Genomic DNA, 15,778 nt, shown 5'->3' on the forward strand with positions numbered 1-15,778 from the left:
ACAAAACAGAAGGAAGCGAATACTACCTGAGATATGGTTTGAAACAATAGGAAGCGGGACGGAGGATACGCATTGTCAATTGTGGCCAGCCTGAAATATCATTTTGAACAAGACAAGGAATATATTTCTCGCAAACTATGGGTAGGCAATGATCCAATAACCCTTCTAGGATTAAGGACGCTTATTAGTTTCCCGAGATCTCTTACCATGGTGCGCGAACAGCTAGTAACGGTAGATGGTTTAGATCACACAGCTCAAGATAGGCTGAGAGGGCTTGGTCACGATGTATCCGATTGCACATTGGACGAGATCATCAGAGAAATATTAGATGGCATGCTCATTGCCATTCATGAGCCATCTGGCACTTATATTAGCATCATCCCGGTTACACAATCACTCAATCGTTCAGTAGCAGTACCTTTAACTGAAAATGTAGTTAGGGGGGCAAGCAGCGCTTTTAACGAGGATATTGAGATTAATGTCGGTTTGCTTAGAAAGCATCTGAATTCGAGAGAAATGCAGATTGCAACGTATACATTTGGGGAAGAATCCCAAAATTGCGTGGTTTTATCCTATATGAATTCGAAGATTCATCCTACACTTCTAAATTCTATCACCAAAGCGATTGAATCGAATTTGCATTTGGATGTTAGCAATGTCCAAGAACTATCGAAAATCTTTGGATTTTCAAACTTTACACTGGTAACCCGTTACAATACTACGGAACTGCCACAAAGCGCAGCACGAGCTTTGAAAAACGGTAAAGCCGTTCTTTTCATCGAGCGATTGCCTTTCGCATTGGTATTACCCAGTCTTGTTTCGGATTTGTTCGTGACAGCAGATGATGCCAATCACCCGCATGTGTTTGCTGCGGCCCTTAGTTTCATTCGTATTATAGGTGCGCTGATAACCCTAATTATACCTGGATTATATGTGGCATTAGTCTCCGTGAATCCGGATGTGTTGAGGTTTGAGTTGGCACACTCCATCGCGAAGAGTAGAATGGATGTTCCCTACCCAGCAATCGTAGAGACTTTATTGTTGTTGTTTGTCCTGGAATTGACATTAGAAGCCATCGTCCGACTTCCTCCGAGTATAGGACCTACAATAACTATGGTAGGGGGAATTGTACTAGGACAGGCCGTCGTATCGGCGAAATTAGTGAGTAGTTTACTCATCATTGTATTGGCTGCGACAACCATTTCAAGTGCGACTGTCGTCGGTTATCAAAATGCGCTCACGATACGATTATTTAAATATGTCTTATTGGTCCTTTCCGCAATCTTTGGCGTCCTTGGTCTTTTATTCGGGATCGTCCTTATCTGCTCCTATTTGGCAGGCGTCAAATCACTTGGAGTTCCGTATTTGCAATTGAAAAATCCAGAAGGTGAATGACATGATTAGAAACGTACAAGTTGCAGTCATCTACATCATAACCCATCTAGGGTTGATCTTCTTTATGTATCCGACGGATATCTTAGCGAGTACACGTGAAGCTTATTGGATACCTGTTGGCTTAGGTTATTTAATCCATATTATCGTCATTTTTACTTATCTGAAGGGGCTTAGTTATTTTGGGAATCAGAATGTCCTTCAAGTACTGATCAACAAGAATAAAGTAATTGTCTGGTTAACGTTACTTCCGGTTTTTCTTTACCTTTCTCTGATAATCGTAATTACGGTCAGGGCGTATGCTGAAATCATTTCGATTGTTTTTCTGGCTGACACCCCCATCTGGATTCTTATGTGTATGTTGCTAGGGATTCCCGTATTTATGGTTATCCATGGCGGAGTAAGAGCACTATTAAGAGTGGGACTTTTATTAGCTGTCCTATTTCTTCCTCCCATGCTTTTTGTCATGTTCGCAACTTCTCAAAGCTTCGATTTCAACTATGCACTCCCGCTGATCCCCAAGGATCGTTCCAGACTATTCTCATTTCTCACCGACTTTTCCTATTATAAAAGCTTGTTTGCATTCGCGGGAGGCTTTTTGTTTCTGGGCTTTATTCCGTCTTTTATCACGTATAAACCGAAAGCCATCTACATGAGCAGCATTATCCTCTTCATTTTTTTCCTGCTTTCGGTGTATATTCCTCTTCTGACATTAGGGGAAGAAACAGCCCGGCAGCTTGCATTCCCCTTTATTTTCACGATTGATACGATAGAAATCAACTGGCTCATGTTTGACCGGATTACGATTTTTTTTCTACTGAGTCAAATCGCGTTTATCCTTCTTTTTATCGCAATGACCCTATGGCAAATCGCATGCTTAATCCGGTGTCGAGTGAAAAAAATGAAAAATCAGTATCTTATTTCTGCCATTGCAGTTGTCGTGTTCCTGGTATGTTTATTCATCCCTGACTGGGGGCATGTTGATTTGCTGCTGCAGTGGAATTCATTTCTTCGGTTGTATGTTGCAATTGTTGTTCCGACTGTCATTTTCATAGCAGGGTATCAACATAAAAAACAAGTCAGAGAGAGTGGAATTGGATAATATGCTGAAATGGATGGTTGCAACACTCTTACTTTTTATTCTCAGCGGTTGTTGGGACAACAAAGATATTAATCATCGCTCTTTACCGATTGCTATGGGTGTTACTTACAATCAAGGGAAATATACGGTGTTTCTCGATATTCCAAAAGTTAGTGAAACAGATACGATACAGGTCGTTTCGGATAGCGGCAACACGATCAACGATATTATAGATCGAATTAGTATGAATATGGAGAGCGAAATCGATTTGCTCCATTTGAAAATCATTATTGTCGATAAAGAGTTTGCCAAACACGGGTTAAATGACGGTGTATCAAGTCTTATTCGTTCTAGGCATGTCTCCCCGAAAACACTATTCGTTATTTGTGATGAGTCTCCAGAAAGCTTTTTTCGAAAAATGGATAGAAATTCATATGATGGGACTTTGATTTACGACTTTTTTCAGCGAAATAGTGGGTTAAGTCCTGAGATTGCTTATACGCAAACATGGAAAATTTTTAGGAGCATCCATTCCTTTACCAACGATGTAGTCATACCCATTATTAAATCAGGAAGTTCAACGGTGATAGAAAGCACAGGCTCGGCCATTATGAAAAATGGCAAAATGGTGGGGCGGCTCGATAATGAAGAAACCTTACTAATCAATGTGTTTAATGGGAAGAAAACGCAGGGGAAAATCGAAGTGATGGGGAAGGGGACAATTCAAATTGTAAGTAATCATCTAATGCATAGGAGTTCCTTCGTAAACAATCAAGCCATATTGAAAAGTAAGCTAAGCTTGAAAGTAATCTTACTGGATACGAAAGGTAATCCTTCGCTAGATTCCATCAAAACAGATCTGAACAAGCTGGTTCTAGAACGATTCGAACATTTATTTGAAAAAATTAAGCTAGGTGAAGCAGATGTCCTTGGAGTAGGACAACATTTTCGGAATGAATTGACACGATCACAATTGGAAAGATGGCATAGCGAATATTTTAAAAATTTGGAAATCGATTTGCAAGTATCAACGACGATTCGAAATACGGGGAATTTGAAATCTACGTAAAAATAGTAGGAGCTCGCATATTTTATTCTGACTAAATTGAGGTGCCGTATTGATACAGTTCATAAATGTGACAAAGCAATACAGTGATGGATCGACTGCGCTTAAGGGAATCGATTTGGAGATCAAGGCGGGGGAACTCATTACCCTAATTGGGCCGAGCGGCTGCGGAAAGACAACAACGATGAAAATGATTAATCGTCTGGTTGAACCGACATCCGGTCAAATCCTGATCGAAGGGAAAGACATTTCCCTCATCAATCCAGTCGAATTGCGCAGAAATATCGGTTACGTCATTCAGCATATTGGTTTGTTCCCGCACATGACGATCAAAGAGAATGTAGCTGTCGTACCTAGACTAAAGGGAATTAGCAGAAGCTCTTATGAGCAGAGAATCGATGAGTTGATGGATATGGTGGGGCTCGACCCGAGCCAATACCGTGACCGTTACCCCGCGGAATTGAGCGGAGGTCAGCAACAGAGAATCGGAGTTATTCGTGCGCTTGCCGCGGAGCCATCGATCATTCTGATGGATGAGCCATTCAGTGCTCTAGATCCGATCAGTCGAGAGCAGTTGCAGGATGAATTAATACGATTACAAGAGGAAGTAAAGAAAACGATCGTCTTCGTTTCGCACGATATGGATGAAGCGTTAAAAATCGCAGATCGTATCGTGTTGATGAAAGGTGGGGAGATCTTGCAGGCAGATACTCCAGATCGCATCCTGCGCTACCCCAAAAACGATTTCGTCCGCACGTTTATCGGAGGCAACCGGTTAAACGAATCGGAGCATTTGACGGTGGATGATGTAATGGTTCACAATCCAGTGACAGTCTCGTTAACACGCGGTCTGGCTCACGGGGCGAAGATCATGAAGCAGTTCCGTGTAACCAGCTTGCTTGTTACGGATAAGAACCGTGTTCTGAAAGGCATTGTGACGAAAGAGATGCTGGAGGAGAAGTTCCGTCATGAAAATTTATCTCTACAGGATATAATGAAATCCGACATTCTGACCGTCCTCACCGGAACGGAAATTGTGGAAGCCGTAGAACTTATGAGAAAACATGGCTTGTATAGCCTGCCCGTGGTTCATTCGAACGGCTTATTGGCCGGACTTGTCACCAATTCAAGTCTAATTGATGCTCTGCTTAAGCAGATTTAACAGGGAGGTAGCCATGAATTTCTGGAATGTGATTCTGAGCCGGCAAGAGGATATTTTGCGTGCGACCATAGAACATATTCAGCTTTCGTTTATCGCTCTTCTGATCGCGATCGTAATTTCAATTCCTACAGGGCTCATTCTGACCCGTTTCCCTAGGCTGGCCGGCCCGGTAATCGGTGTAGCATCCTTGTTTCAGACAATCCCGAGCTTAGCCTTACTCGGATTTATGATTCCGATACTCGGGATTGGGATGTTTCCGGCCATCGTTGCCTTAACTGTTTATGCTCTTCTGCCCATTCTAAGAAACACTTATACAGGAATCATGAACGTGGAGAAACCCATCAAAGAAGCTGGGATCGGTATGGGCATGACGAGTTTGCAAGTGATGTTGAAAGTAGAGTTGCCGCTCGCTTTAAGCGTGATTATGGCGGGTATTCGCACGGCAACTGTTATGTTAATTGGTGTTGCTACGCTCGCTTCTCTTGTAGGAGCGGGTGGGCTGGGCGATTTAATTTTCCGGGGTATCTCAACCGTCAACACTGAATTGATTTTGGCAGGTACGATCCCATCGGCGTTATTAGCCCTTCTTTTCGACTACTTGTTAGGACTAATGGAGAGGGCAGTTACCCCAAAGGGCTTGCGGACTGGCAGCAAAAGAAATTCCAAGCTTGTTAAAGGATTGAAAATAGGAATAGTTTCGGCCCTGATTGTGGCTTTATTGGCAGGTATTGTGGCGAGGGGCAATCCATTCGGTTCAGACTCGATTGTAGTTGGTGGAAAGAATTTCACCGAGCAAGATATTTTGACGCATATGATGGCCTCTTTGATCGAAGCAAAAACAGACTTAAAGGTCGTTCGAAAACCTTTTCTCGGAGGATCCCAGGTTACCCATAATGCTCTGGTGAACGGAAATATTGATATTTACCCGGAATATACCGGAACAGGTTGGACATCCGTCCTAAAGGAGCCGCCGATCGGCGGAGATCCGGAGGAATTGTACCGAAGAGTGAAGGCTGCCTATGAGCAAAAATTCAATGTCACTTGGCTGAAGCCAATCGGCTTTAACAATACATATACACTGGCTATGAAAAGAGAGCACGCTGAGCAAGAGGGAATCGATACTTTTACGGATTTGGCACGGAAATCTCCTAATTTCGTACTTGGCGCTACGCATGAGTTCTTGGAGCGTCCGGATGGATACCGAGGTTTACAACAGGCCTATGGAATGAAGTTCAAGGAAGTGAAAGGACTGGATCCTGGGCTAACCTATAGCGCAGTTAAAGATGGAACGACGGATGCGAATGACGCCTTTTCCACAGACGGCCGTATTGAAGCCTTCGACCTCAAGGTAATCAAAGACGATAAGCAGTATTTTCCTCCCTACTACGCAGTGCCCATAGTCCGTATGGACACCCTCAAGTCACATCCCGAATTGGAGGAAGTGCTTAATCTGCTAGCAGGCAAAATCGATGATCGTGCGATGTCTGTGTTGAATGGCAAAGTGGATCTGGAAGGACAACAAGCACGTGTCGTTGCCGAGCAGTGGTTGAAGGATAAGGGGCTAATCAAGTAATACAGTAAACGGAAAACTCACTAAACATTAGCAAAGAAATGGAATCCTTTAGCGAGTATTTAAGTGAAAAGCGATTTCTTATAGAGGGAGTTTAATTCAATACTTACTACCATCTATCCTCGGATTGTGTTACTATAAGTCAACAAAACTGCATTTTTTTGGGAGAGTGCGAAATGGCAAAATTTAATGAAAAACTATATTTAGTTGATATGTATAATGACCCCTATTTCCCAAATTCTTTAGTAGACAAAGTCAAAGTACAATTGGTAGAAGTCGTTGAATATTTAGAAACGGGGAACCGTAGTATTAACGAAATCCAATTGAAATTTGATGATATGACAGATGCAATAAATGAGTTGCAAGCGGATTTTTATGAGGACGACAGCGAGATTGAGACGGCTGCAAGGGATTCTATAGGACAAACCGTTGAAGAAATTTTGAAACATTTTAATATTCGGTTAGACGCAGAAGAAGCCATTCGAAACAGAGATTGGTAAGCACAAACTATTCTTTTTTTATCTACTCAAACAAAAACGGGTACCCCTCTTTTATGGGAGTATCCGTTTTTGTATTACTGGGAAAATTCAGCTTTGTTTATTTAAACCATCCTTTGTTTCTAAACGACATAAACATGCCAATACCAATTCCGAACATGACCGCTAACGCGATAAAGTAACCCCATTGCCACTTCAACTCGGGCATGTAATCAAAGTTCATTCCGTAGATTCCGGCTATGAAAGTTAAAGGCATGAAGATCGTCGTGATGACTGTTAAAGTTTTCATGATCGTGTTCATTCTATTGGAATTAAGAGAAATGTAGCTGTCTCGTAAATCAGCTGTCATCTCTCTGTTAGAATCGATCATTTCAGATAGTTTCAACAAATGATCATACACGTCTGTATAGTAGTGTGACAGTTTATGAATACCCTGAATTCGTTCTGAATTTAGTATTCGATACAGAAGATCTCTCATTGGCACGACAGTTCTTCGCAGCTTTAAGAGCCTTGACCGTATTTCAAATATGTCTTCCATGAGTGCTTGGGTAGATTCAGAGCCAACGTTATTTTCGATTTCGTTTAATTGATCTTCGATTTGATAGACACTCGGAAAATACTGATCTACTAACTCGTCCATAACCACATAGCAAGCATACAGAGGACCTTTATCAACGCCTTTTTTCTGCAGGGCTATTCGACACCAGGCATCTTCGATCTCCTTTGAATATTTGGAATGAAAGGTAACGATGAAATTCTCTCCTAAAAATAAGTCCACTTCTTCAGCCGCAAGATTTTGTTGATTGATGGCATGCATTACGAAAAAGTGTACATCTTCATAGTGATCTAATTTAGGTCGTTGCAGATAATGAAAACAATCTTCAATTGCAAGTGGATGAAAGTTGAAATGTTCTTCTAATAAATTGGATTCTTCTTCACTTGGCTGGTTAAAATCAACCCAATACCATTTTATATTTGAACTCGAAAGCTGAGTTAGTTGAACATCTTTTAAAACTTCCAAATCGTTTGTTATAGCTAATGCACGAATCATTTTAATTGCACTCCTTAATGAAGTTGAACAATGATCTTCATGTTATTCTATCCAAGAAATCTTATCAGAACAACCATACATGTCATTCATGATTTTAAACGAAAAGTGGGTAGCCCTTACTTCGCAGTAGGGCTACCTTTTTCATTAAGATTTCCATCTGATGTTCTTCATACTCACGCTGCATAAATACATGAAAAGGGTATGTGTCCCGCGATTTGATGATACAAGCCTGGAGATGTGATAATTATAACTTTGAATCGTATAAAAATGGGCTAAATAATAGTTGCAGACTTATAAAAATTGAATAAAAAAGTAAATCATTATAATTTCTCAAAGTCGTTTGGTCATGACCTAATTACTGCGAAATGGCCAAAACGGAAGTATGCCGAAGCATTTCTATTGAAAATGCATGCGATTTCTAATTGGACGCGCTTTCATAAACACTAAATGTCACAAATTGCGAAATAAGTGTCTCAAGCGCATTTTACATTCAGTAGCAATCGGCGTAACATTCGTTTCAGCAACAATACATAGATGCAAAACGCTGAGTTCCCGCAAGGGAATCGGGGGAACCAACCGGAGCCGATCGGATATAGAATCGGTTTCTCGGGGTGAATCTAAAGCAAGCGCAGCTTGCCAAAGTAGGGCACTTCCAAGCCCGAATCCGACAGCTAACCTCGTAAGCGAATTGGGAGAGAACCACTTTCTTTTCGAGCTTTCCATAGCGCACATATGCGTTTTCTTTGAAGCCCGAGAGTAGAGATTCTCTGCTCTTTGGCTTTTTTTGTTGTTCCCAATTTGAGGAGAGTGAATCTATGATGTACCCCGAACCCCTGACGCTAGTAAGTGAATCAGATGAATGTACACAAACATGTAAATTTACCCGTATTGAATGTTTTCGATTTGATTGTGAATTATCCGATAAGCTGCAGCCAGGACATGGTAATGATTGTCATTGCGGATTATTGACGATTTCAACGAATCTTGGTACATGTGGTTTAGGGCAATTCGTGATTCCGCAATTATTTATTTGAGCATTCTGGGGCGTATATCTCTTTCTAGGGTGGTTTTTCATGAATCAAAGATGGAAGCAATCATTTCATTCCAAAGTGTTTATTAGAGCCCTGTTGGATAGCGTACTGAAATTAAATCCAAGATTAATGATAAGAAATCCAGTGCTTTTCGTGTTGGAAACGGCGACCTTTGTCATTGGTTTATTGCTGCTCTTTCCGCATTATTTTCATACCGAGACACAGATGACTTATAACCTCACTGTATTTTTCATTCTATTGTTTACGATATTATTTGCGAACTTGGCAGAAGCGTTAGCTGAAGGAAGAGGTAAGGCACACGCGGACAGCTTGATCAAAACCAGAAAGGAATTAAAGGCGAAGCTGTTATCGAAAGATGGCAGCATAAAGGTCGTTGCCGGAAATGAATTACGCAAAGGTGACCGTATATTGGTAGAAATGGGGGATTTGATTCCCGGCGATGGCAAAATAGTGGAAGGCATTGCAGCCATTGATGAGTCCTCCGTTAATGGAGAATCGGCTTTCGTCATTAAAGAGGCGAACAGTGATAACAACTCCGTCATTGGCGGAACCCTCGTAACCAGCGATTGGATTCAGGTTGAGATTACCGTTAACCCTGGGTATTCCTTTTTGGATCGGATGGTTCAAATGGTGGAAGGGGCAAGACGGCAGAAATCACCGAACGAAATCGCGCTGACGACCCTCCTTACAGTCTTAACCCTCATCTTTTTAATTGTCGTCGTAACGTTGTATCCATTGGCCAAATTTGCTGGCGTTCAATTGGAGGTGTCAACGTTAATTGTGCTGCTCGTGTGCTTAATACCCACGACGATTGGGGGACTTTTATCAGCCATAGGCATTTCAGGGATTGACCGCGTTACGAGAATTAACATTTTGGCGAAATCAGGGAAGGCTGTTGAGGCAGCTGGGGATATACATACAGTCATATTGGATAAAACAGGCACGATCACGTTCGGTAACCGAATGGCATCAGCATTCTATCCTGCAACGGGTGTATCCCAAGAGGAACTCATGGAAGCAGCCGTTCTCACTTCGTTGTTTGATGACACCCAGGAAGGGCGGTCCATCGTAGAACTCGCTAAGCAGAATCACATGACAAGTAATCTCAGAGCTTATCAAGGCGAAGTCATTACGTTTACAGCAGAAGAGCGGATGAGTGGGTTAAACCTGAATGGCTGCTTTTATCGAAAAGGGGCAGTTAGCGCCATCGGCAGTTATATCTCAGTGCGAGGCGGATCTATTCCTGAGGAGATGATGGAGAAAAGCGATTTTATTGCCAGAGAAGGGGGGACTCCCCTTGCTGTGAGCAAGGATAATCAGATTCTTGGGCTTATTTACTTGAAAGATACGATTAAGCCGGGAATACGAGAACGATTGGAATCTCTGCATCAAATGGGGATTAGAACCATTATGTGTACTGGAGATAACCCACTAACTGCCGCGACGATCGCGAATGAAGTTGGCGTGGATGCTTATTATGCAGAGAGTAAACCAGAGGATAAATTGCGGATTGTTCGTGCAGAGCAAAGCGAAGGTAAGCTCGTTGCTATGACGGGGGATGGGGTTAACGATGCTCCTGCATTAGCTCAGGCGGATGTGGGCATTGCCATGAGCAGCGGAACTTCAGTTGCTAAAGAAGCGGCCAATATGGTTGATTTTGATTCGGATCCCACGAAAATTCTGGATGTGATTTCAATTGGTAAGCAGCTGCTCATCACACGTGGGGCTGTTACAACGTTTAGCATTGCTAATGATTTCTCCAAATACTTTGCCATAATACCTGCGATGTTTGCGAGTAATCTACCAGAGCTACAGGTTTTTAATATTATGCAGTTACACTCTCCAACATCTGCCGTGCTTTCAGCATTGATTTTTAACGCGGTTATCATTCCGCTCTTGATACCTGTCGCATTAAAAGGAGTTACCTATAAGCCTATGAGCGCAAATCAATTGTTAAGCCGAAACTTAACGATATTCGGGTTAGGTGGTATTATTTTTCCGTTCATTGGGATTAAGGTCATTGATTGTTTGCTGCATATATTCACGGAACATCTATAGAACTGGGGTACATAGTATGGATAAGCTGCTAGACATTAGAAAAAAAACGGAAGGAAGAAAGATTTCATTTCGTATTGTTTCCATGTATGTAATACTCGCTTGTATGCTACAGTTAGCCTTCTTGCTTGGTGTTTCCTATCTGATAGTTAGCACGGTGATGATCTTGTCCGCTTGGATGCTCTATAAGATGATTCAACGAAATATAGAGAAAGTGAATCAGATGGAGGCGTCACAGTTAATGCGAGAGGAAGAGAAGATACGCTCAACCTTGGAAAGCATGCAAGATGGCTATTATGAAATAGATATGAACGGAAATTTTACTTATGGCAATCAGTCTTTGGTAGAGCTTCTCGGTAAAATAGATGAGAATGACTTGAAAGGCTGTCAGATTGCCGATTTCATGGGAACAGAGGACGCGAAAAAGCTGAAACAGACCTATCAATGGGCAGCGCATTCGGGCATAGCTGTCAATTGTGTCGAATGGGAGGTTATTCGGGAGGATGGCACACGCAAGCGTGTGGAGGGTTCTATCATGCTTATCCAAGATGAGAAGGGAGTAGATCCCGCGGGTTTCCGAGGTATCATTCGGGACATTACCGTCCGCAAAGACTCAGAGAGAATGCTGGAGGAGAGCAGATTTCGCTATAAATCTTTAGTGGATCATAATCCTGATCTGGTATGTTCATTTGATTTGGGAGGGCTTGTTACAGCGATAAATCCAGCAACAGAGCAAATTACTGGTTATTCAGCTAATCTAATCGTGGGCACGTCAGGAACCCATCTATTGAATGCTGCGCCAAGATCGACCTACTTAAAGTCGTTTATCCATGCGAAAAAAGGAAGATCCTCCTCCTTTGAGACATCAATCCGGCATAAACGCGGGCATCGCGTTGATCTGCAAATTCGGTTTGTACCGATCATCGTCGACAACATCGTGGTCGGTGTCTTTGCAATAGGTAAAGATATTACGGAACATAAACAAGCAGAGGAAACAATTAATCATATGGCTTATCATGATGCGCTGACTGATCTCCCAAATCGACGGTTGTTTAAGGATCATCTAAACAGAGGGTTGGAGCAGGCAGAACGGGGGGGACACAAGCTTGCAGTTTTATTTCTAGATCTGAACCGCTTTAAATATATCAATGACTCCTTGGGACATGCCTTTGGTGACATGCTGTTGCAGACGATCGCTCAACGACTTCTAACTTGTGTGGGACAGCAGGGGACGATAGCTCGAATGGGTGGGGATGAGTTTACGATCTTATTGCCTGTCCTCAAACAAGAGAGCTTTATTCTTCATATTGTAAAACAAATTATTGAGGTGATTAACCAGCCTATTCTCATTGAAGGTCATGAATGTTCGGTTACTACGAGTATTGGCATCAGTCTTTTCCCAAATGATGGTCAGGATGCCCAAACGCTAATGATGAATGCCGATGCAGCTATGTATAGGGCGAAGGAAAGCCATCGTAATCAATATGAGTTCTTCACACCGGTCATGAGTATGCAAGCTTCTGAACGGCTTATGATGGAGCAGGAACTACGTAAAGCCTCAGAACGCAATGAGTTACTCTTGATGTACCAGCCTCAGCTGCAGTTCGAGACAGGTCAGGTGACAGGTGTGGAGGCGCTTGTGAGATGGATGCATCCCAAACGGGGTCTCATATCACCGGCAGACTTCATTCCGCTAGCAGAGGAAACGGGCATCATCATCCCTCTAGGAGAATGGGTCCTACGAACGGCTTGCCTGCAAAATAAAGCATGGCAAATCGCAGGGTATTCGCCTATGAGGGTAGCAGTCAATCTGTCCGCCTATCAATTTAAACAATCGAATATCGTCCAGATTGTTGCTGATATCTTGAAGGAAACGGGACTTGATCCTGCCTACTTGGAGCTTGAAATCACAGAGAGTGTTGCTATGCAAAATGCGGATCAAGTGATCGGTACACTTGAAGAATTAAAGAGGCTTGGGATCCAAGTCTCCATTGATGATTTCGGTACCGGTTATTCTTCGCTAAGCTATCTCCGGAATTTTCCAATTGATCGCTTGAAAATCGACAGATCGTTTGTCAATGATATTACATCAGCGCAAGGAGAGTCTACGATCGCAGCATCAATCATTGCCATGGCTCAGAGTTTAAACTTAGAAGTCATCGCAGAGGGTGTTGAGACGGAAGAGCAATTCGAGTTTCTGAAGAATAAAGGATGCGATGAAATGCAAGGATATTACTTCAGCAAACCGCTTTACACAGATGATTTGACTGGGCGACTGGCTAGTACACTCAACGCGCGATAACCCACTTAAGAAAAAACAAGTCGCCTCCACTATGATGTGGAAGGCGACTTCAGCTTTTGATAAAGGCGGTTAACTGGTGTACACCAGTTTCGTAGAGAGGTTAGGTTAATTTATTTATTGACTGGCAACGTTTTTCCAAGGTACTCCTCTAGAGTGGTGCCCTGCTTTGCAATTTCATTTGCCATGTCTATCCCGACATATCGGATATGCCAAGGTTCATATTGATATCCCGTAATTACCTCTTTGCCCTTCGGATATCGGATAATAAATCCCCAATCCGCTGCGTGATTTTTGAGCCATTTTGCTTCCTGTGTCGCTGCAAAGCAATCGGCTGCCGCACAATTGCCCTCGTCGCCAGATACATCGATGGCAAGTCCTGTTTGATGCTCACTTTGGCCTGGCTTAGCACTATATTTGTTTGCTGCCTCTTCACCGTCCTTTTCCACGTAAGAGTTATATAGATACTTTTGAGTTTCAAATGAACGGTAAGCAGACACGCCTGCAAGCGGCAAACCATCTGCATGGGCAGCTTTGAAAAGTTTTTCAAGTGCTTCTGCAGCTTCTTTGCGCATGTATCGTTTTTCCGAGTGCTCGGGGAATATAAAGTCTACGTTGGGTTCAACTAGATCTTTAGGGACGTATGGATTCGGTAATGCAAATGATTTATTAACTAACACGGCAATGGCTGTTGGATTAGCTACTACTTGAACCGCCAACGGCTTTGGTTTTGGCTTAGGCTCAGGCGTTGGCTGTGGTATTGGCGAAGGAGTCGGTGTTGGCGTCGGGCTGGGCTCGGGCGTGGGCGTCGGCGTCGGTGTCGGTGTTACTATTGGGCTTGGCTCAGGAGAAGCTGCTTTGTCAGTACCTCTGGTGCGACAACCGGAAACAACAATCATAGTGATGATTACCATCACTGTCATTACTTTCATTTGATTACATGTTTTCATTACTTATACACTCCGTATGTTTGATAGCTATCTGAGAATAAACGATTACAACGAATGTCCTCACTGAATAATTTTTCCCAATGAACAACAAAAAAACCAGCTACTTGATTCGAAGTGGCTGAAAAAATAACGTTTTTTCCGTGAAGCGTAGATTAATAAATTTAATGATATAGCAATACAAAGAAAGACCGTTTAAAGCCATCTCAATGGCTAAAAACGGTCTTTTTTCATCTTATTTGTCATGATGAGGTATTGATCGGCTTAAGGATTTATCATTGTAATTTCTGTGACCCTATTCCTATTTTTTTCAATAACCCAATGAGTTGCTCTTTCTCTTCGTTGTTCAAAAAGGAATAATTTTGAGAGATCGTAGCCACATGTTTTGGAAAAATTTCATCAAATAGAGCCTTTCCTTGTCCGGTCAGTACGGCATCATTTGCTCTTCCATCTTGGGGGTTTGGCTGCCGCTCGACGAGTCCTTGTTTTACTAATTTGTTAACTACGAAGGTGATGCTCCCGCTCGGAATGGAAAATTTCTCGCTGATTTTTTGTAGGGGATGAGGACCTTTACTATAAAGCAATTCCAGAATCCTAAAGGTTTCAGGACTAAGATTGTGCTTTTCAATATCTTTCTCGATGTTGTTAGATACAGCTTGGAAAGCTCTTACAAAAATACGGAACAATCTTAAGTCCAATTCATTTTGTTCCTCTTTGAAATTCATAAAACCATCTCCTTATTAGGCCGTCCTTTGTAATCATGGATATTTGTATGCTAACAGTAGGATTAATTGGTGTCAATTTTTAGACTCGATTGACATACAGTTATTATAATTATATTATATAAATATCATAATTATAGAGTTTATTAGAATTTCTTTTATGGGAGAGGAGATTGAATACCACAGATTTTTTTATTCGGCTATTAAGTAGACGTCCAAATCAAAAAGCCTTGCTAGGAAGTGTGAATGCACCAATAAAATAAACACAAATGGAGGAATTACAATGTTAAAAATAGGAGTTATTCTTGGAAGTACACGCCCCGGACGCAACGGTGAAGCAGTAGCCCGCTGGGTGACCGATATTGCGAAGAAACGCAACGATGCTTATTTCGAGCTTGTGGATCTTGCCGATTACAATCTACCGTTGTTGGACGAACCGATCCCTGCATCAATGGGCCAATATAGCAAGCCGCATACAATTGCTTGGTCGCAGAAAATCAACTCCTTTGACGGCTTCGTATTCGTTACACCGGAGTATAATCATGCAACCTCCGGCGCTTTAAAGAATGCCATTGATTTTCTATTTAATGAATGGAAGGATAAAGCAGCAGGCTTTGTCGGTTATGGCGGCACCGGCGGCGCACGTGCAATCGAAAATCTCAGGCTCATCGTCGGAGAACTCCATATGGCAGATGTACGCGCACAAGTGGGGATTTCGCTTATCACAGATTTTGAAAACTTTAGCGTCTTCAAGCCTGCTCCTCATCAGGAGGCTGCAGTCAACGCGATGCTCGACCAAGTTATCGCTTGGAGCGGTGCATTGAAAACATTGCGTTGAATCGATGATGTTATGAGGGTAAATAAAGAATGACAAAAACGCATTC

Annotated in this window: 13 protein-coding genes and 1 riboswitch; of the genes, 10 read left to right on the plus strand and 3 right to left on the minus strand. The window is 42.3% G+C overall.

Annotation, left to right across the window (positions count from 1 at the left end):
* Window positions 1–81 precede the first annotated feature (81 nt).
* From AC58QO_RS13010 to AC58QO_RS13035, 6 genes are all read left to right on the plus strand, one after another.
* Window positions 82–1,395 carry a spore germination protein gene (locus tag AC58QO_RS13010; RefSeq protein WP_497267474.1) on the plus strand — a complete coding sequence of 438 codons (1,314 nt, stop codon included), beginning with the start codon at window positions 82–84 and terminating at the stop codon, window positions 1,393–1,395.
* 1 nt (window position 1,396) lies between these two features.
* On the plus strand, window positions 1,397–2,494 hold the full coding sequence (locus tag AC58QO_RS13015) for a GerAB/ArcD/ProY family transporter (RefSeq protein WP_497266014.1): 1,098 nt from the start codon (window positions 1,397–1,399) through the stop codon (window positions 2,492–2,494).
* A 1-nt stretch (window position 2,495) separates the two neighbouring features.
* Window positions 2,496–3,542, plus strand: coding sequence for a Ger(x)C family spore germination protein (locus AC58QO_RS13020; protein WP_497266016.1), 1,047 nt, complete (start codon window positions 2,496–2,498; stop codon window positions 3,540–3,542).
* Window positions 3,543–3,591: 49 nt separating this feature from the next.
* On the plus strand, window positions 3,592–4,701 hold the full coding sequence (locus tag AC58QO_RS13025) for an ABC transporter ATP-binding protein (protein ID WP_497266018.1): 1,110 nt from the start codon (window positions 3,592–3,594) through the stop codon (window positions 4,699–4,701).
* A 13-nt stretch (window positions 4,702–4,714) separates the two neighbouring features.
* Window positions 4,715–6,274 (plus strand): glycine betaine ABC transporter substrate-binding protein, encoded by a 1,560-nt coding sequence (locus AC58QO_RS13030; RefSeq protein ID WP_497266020.1) that lies wholly within the window; start codon window positions 4,715–4,717, stop codon window positions 6,272–6,274.
* A gap of 173 nt (window positions 6,275–6,447) precedes the next feature.
* Entirely contained in the window at window positions 6,448–6,771 is a 324-nt protein-coding gene (locus AC58QO_RS13035) for a DUF5713 family protein (RefSeq protein ID WP_497266021.1), read from the plus strand.
* Window positions 6,772–6,868: 97 nt separating this feature from the next.
* Here AC58QO_RS13035 and corA read toward each other — a convergent pair whose 3' ends face one another.
* The gene (corA, locus tag AC58QO_RS13040) at window positions 6,869–7,819 is read right to left on the minus strand and encodes a magnesium/cobalt transporter CorA (protein WP_497266023.1); all 951 of its coding nucleotides are present in this window, start codon (window positions 7,817–7,819) and stop codon (window positions 6,869–6,871) included.
* Window positions 7,820–8,351: 532 nt separating this feature from the next.
* A riboswitch (cyclic di-AMP (ydaO/yuaA leader) is annotated at window positions 8,352–8,521 on the plus strand.
* A 113-nt stretch (window positions 8,522–8,634) separates the two neighbouring features.
* On the opposite strand from corA, the gene AC58QO_RS13045 reads away from it, so the two are divergent.
* From AC58QO_RS13045 to AC58QO_RS13055, 3 genes are read left to right on the plus strand one after another with little or no spacing between them, the layout of a single operon-like run.
* Window positions 8,635–8,853, plus strand: a complete 219-nt coding sequence (locus AC58QO_RS13045) for a hypothetical protein (protein WP_497266025.1) — start codon at window positions 8,635–8,637, stop codon at window positions 8,851–8,853.
* Window positions 8,854–8,892: 39 nt separating this feature from the next.
* On the plus strand, window positions 8,893–10,929 hold the full coding sequence (gene kdpB / locus AC58QO_RS13050; protein ID WP_497266027.1) for a potassium-transporting ATPase subunit KdpB: 2,037 nt from the start codon (window positions 8,893–8,895) through the stop codon (window positions 10,927–10,929).
* Window positions 10,930–10,945: 16 nt separating this feature from the next.
* A complete protein-coding gene (locus AC58QO_RS13055; protein WP_497266029.1) occupies window positions 10,946–13,228 on the plus strand; it encodes a sensor domain-containing protein in 2,283 nt (760 codons plus the stop codon).
* 110 nt (window positions 13,229–13,338) lie between these two features.
* On the opposite strand, the gene AC58QO_RS13060 is transcribed toward AC58QO_RS13055, so the two are convergent.
* Entirely contained in the window at window positions 13,339–14,175 is an 837-nt protein-coding gene (locus AC58QO_RS13060; protein ID WP_497266031.1) for a M15 family metallopeptidase, read from the minus strand.
* Between the two features lie 272 nt (window positions 14,176–14,447).
* A complete protein-coding gene (locus tag AC58QO_RS13065) occupies window positions 14,448–14,897 on the minus strand; it encodes a MarR family winged helix-turn-helix transcriptional regulator (protein WP_497266033.1) in 450 nt (149 codons plus the stop codon).
* A gap of 280 nt (window positions 14,898–15,177) precedes the next feature.
* Between AC58QO_RS13065 and AC58QO_RS13070 the strand changes: the two genes are divergently transcribed.
* A complete protein-coding gene (locus AC58QO_RS13070) occupies window positions 15,178–15,732 on the plus strand; it encodes an NADPH-dependent FMN reductase (RefSeq protein WP_497266035.1) in 555 nt (184 codons plus the stop codon).
* Window positions 15,733–15,778: the final 46 nt, after the last annotated feature.

It is taken from the genome of Paenibacillus sp. J31R30, assembly GCF_059692115.1.

Bases quoted from the DNA above. Each gene is read 5' to 3' on its own strand.
- AC58QO_RS13060 (WP_497266031.1), bottom strand. From the start codon at position 14,175: ATGAAAACATGTAATCAAATGAAAGTAATGACAGTGATGGTAATCATC.
- AC58QO_RS13035 (WP_497266021.1), top strand. From the start codon at position 6,448: ATGGCAAAATTTAATGAAAAACTATATTTAGTTGATATGTATAATGAC.
- AC58QO_RS13030 (WP_497266020.1), top strand. From the start codon at position 4,715: ATGAATTTCTGGAATGTGATTCTGAGCCGGCAAGAGGATATTTTGCGT.
- kdpB (WP_497266027.1), top strand. From the start codon at position 8,893: ATGAATCAAAGATGGAAGCAATCATTTCATTCCAAAGTGTTTATTAGA.
- AC58QO_RS13070 (WP_497266035.1), top strand. From the start codon at position 15,178: ATGTTAAAAATAGGAGTTATTCTTGGAAGTACACGCCCCGGACGCAAC.
- AC58QO_RS13055 (WP_497266029.1), top strand. From the start codon at position 10,946: ATGGATAAGCTGCTAGACATTAGAAAAAAAACGGAAGGAAGAAAGATT.
- AC58QO_RS13065 (WP_497266033.1), bottom strand. From the start codon at position 14,897: ATGAATTTCAAAGAGGAACAAAATGAATTGGACTTAAGATTGTTCCGT.
- corA (WP_497266023.1), bottom strand. From the start codon at position 7,819: ATGATTCGTGCATTAGCTATAACAAACGATTTGGAAGTTTTAAAAGAT.
- AC58QO_RS13045 (WP_497266025.1), top strand. From the start codon at position 8,635: ATGATGTACCCCGAACCCCTGACGCTAGTAAGTGAATCAGATGAATGT.
- AC58QO_RS13020 (WP_497266016.1), top strand. From the start codon at position 2,496: ATGCTGAAATGGATGGTTGCAACACTCTTACTTTTTATTCTCAGCGGT.
- AC58QO_RS13015 (WP_497266014.1), top strand. From the start codon at position 1,397: ATGATTAGAAACGTACAAGTTGCAGTCATCTACATCATAACCCATCTA.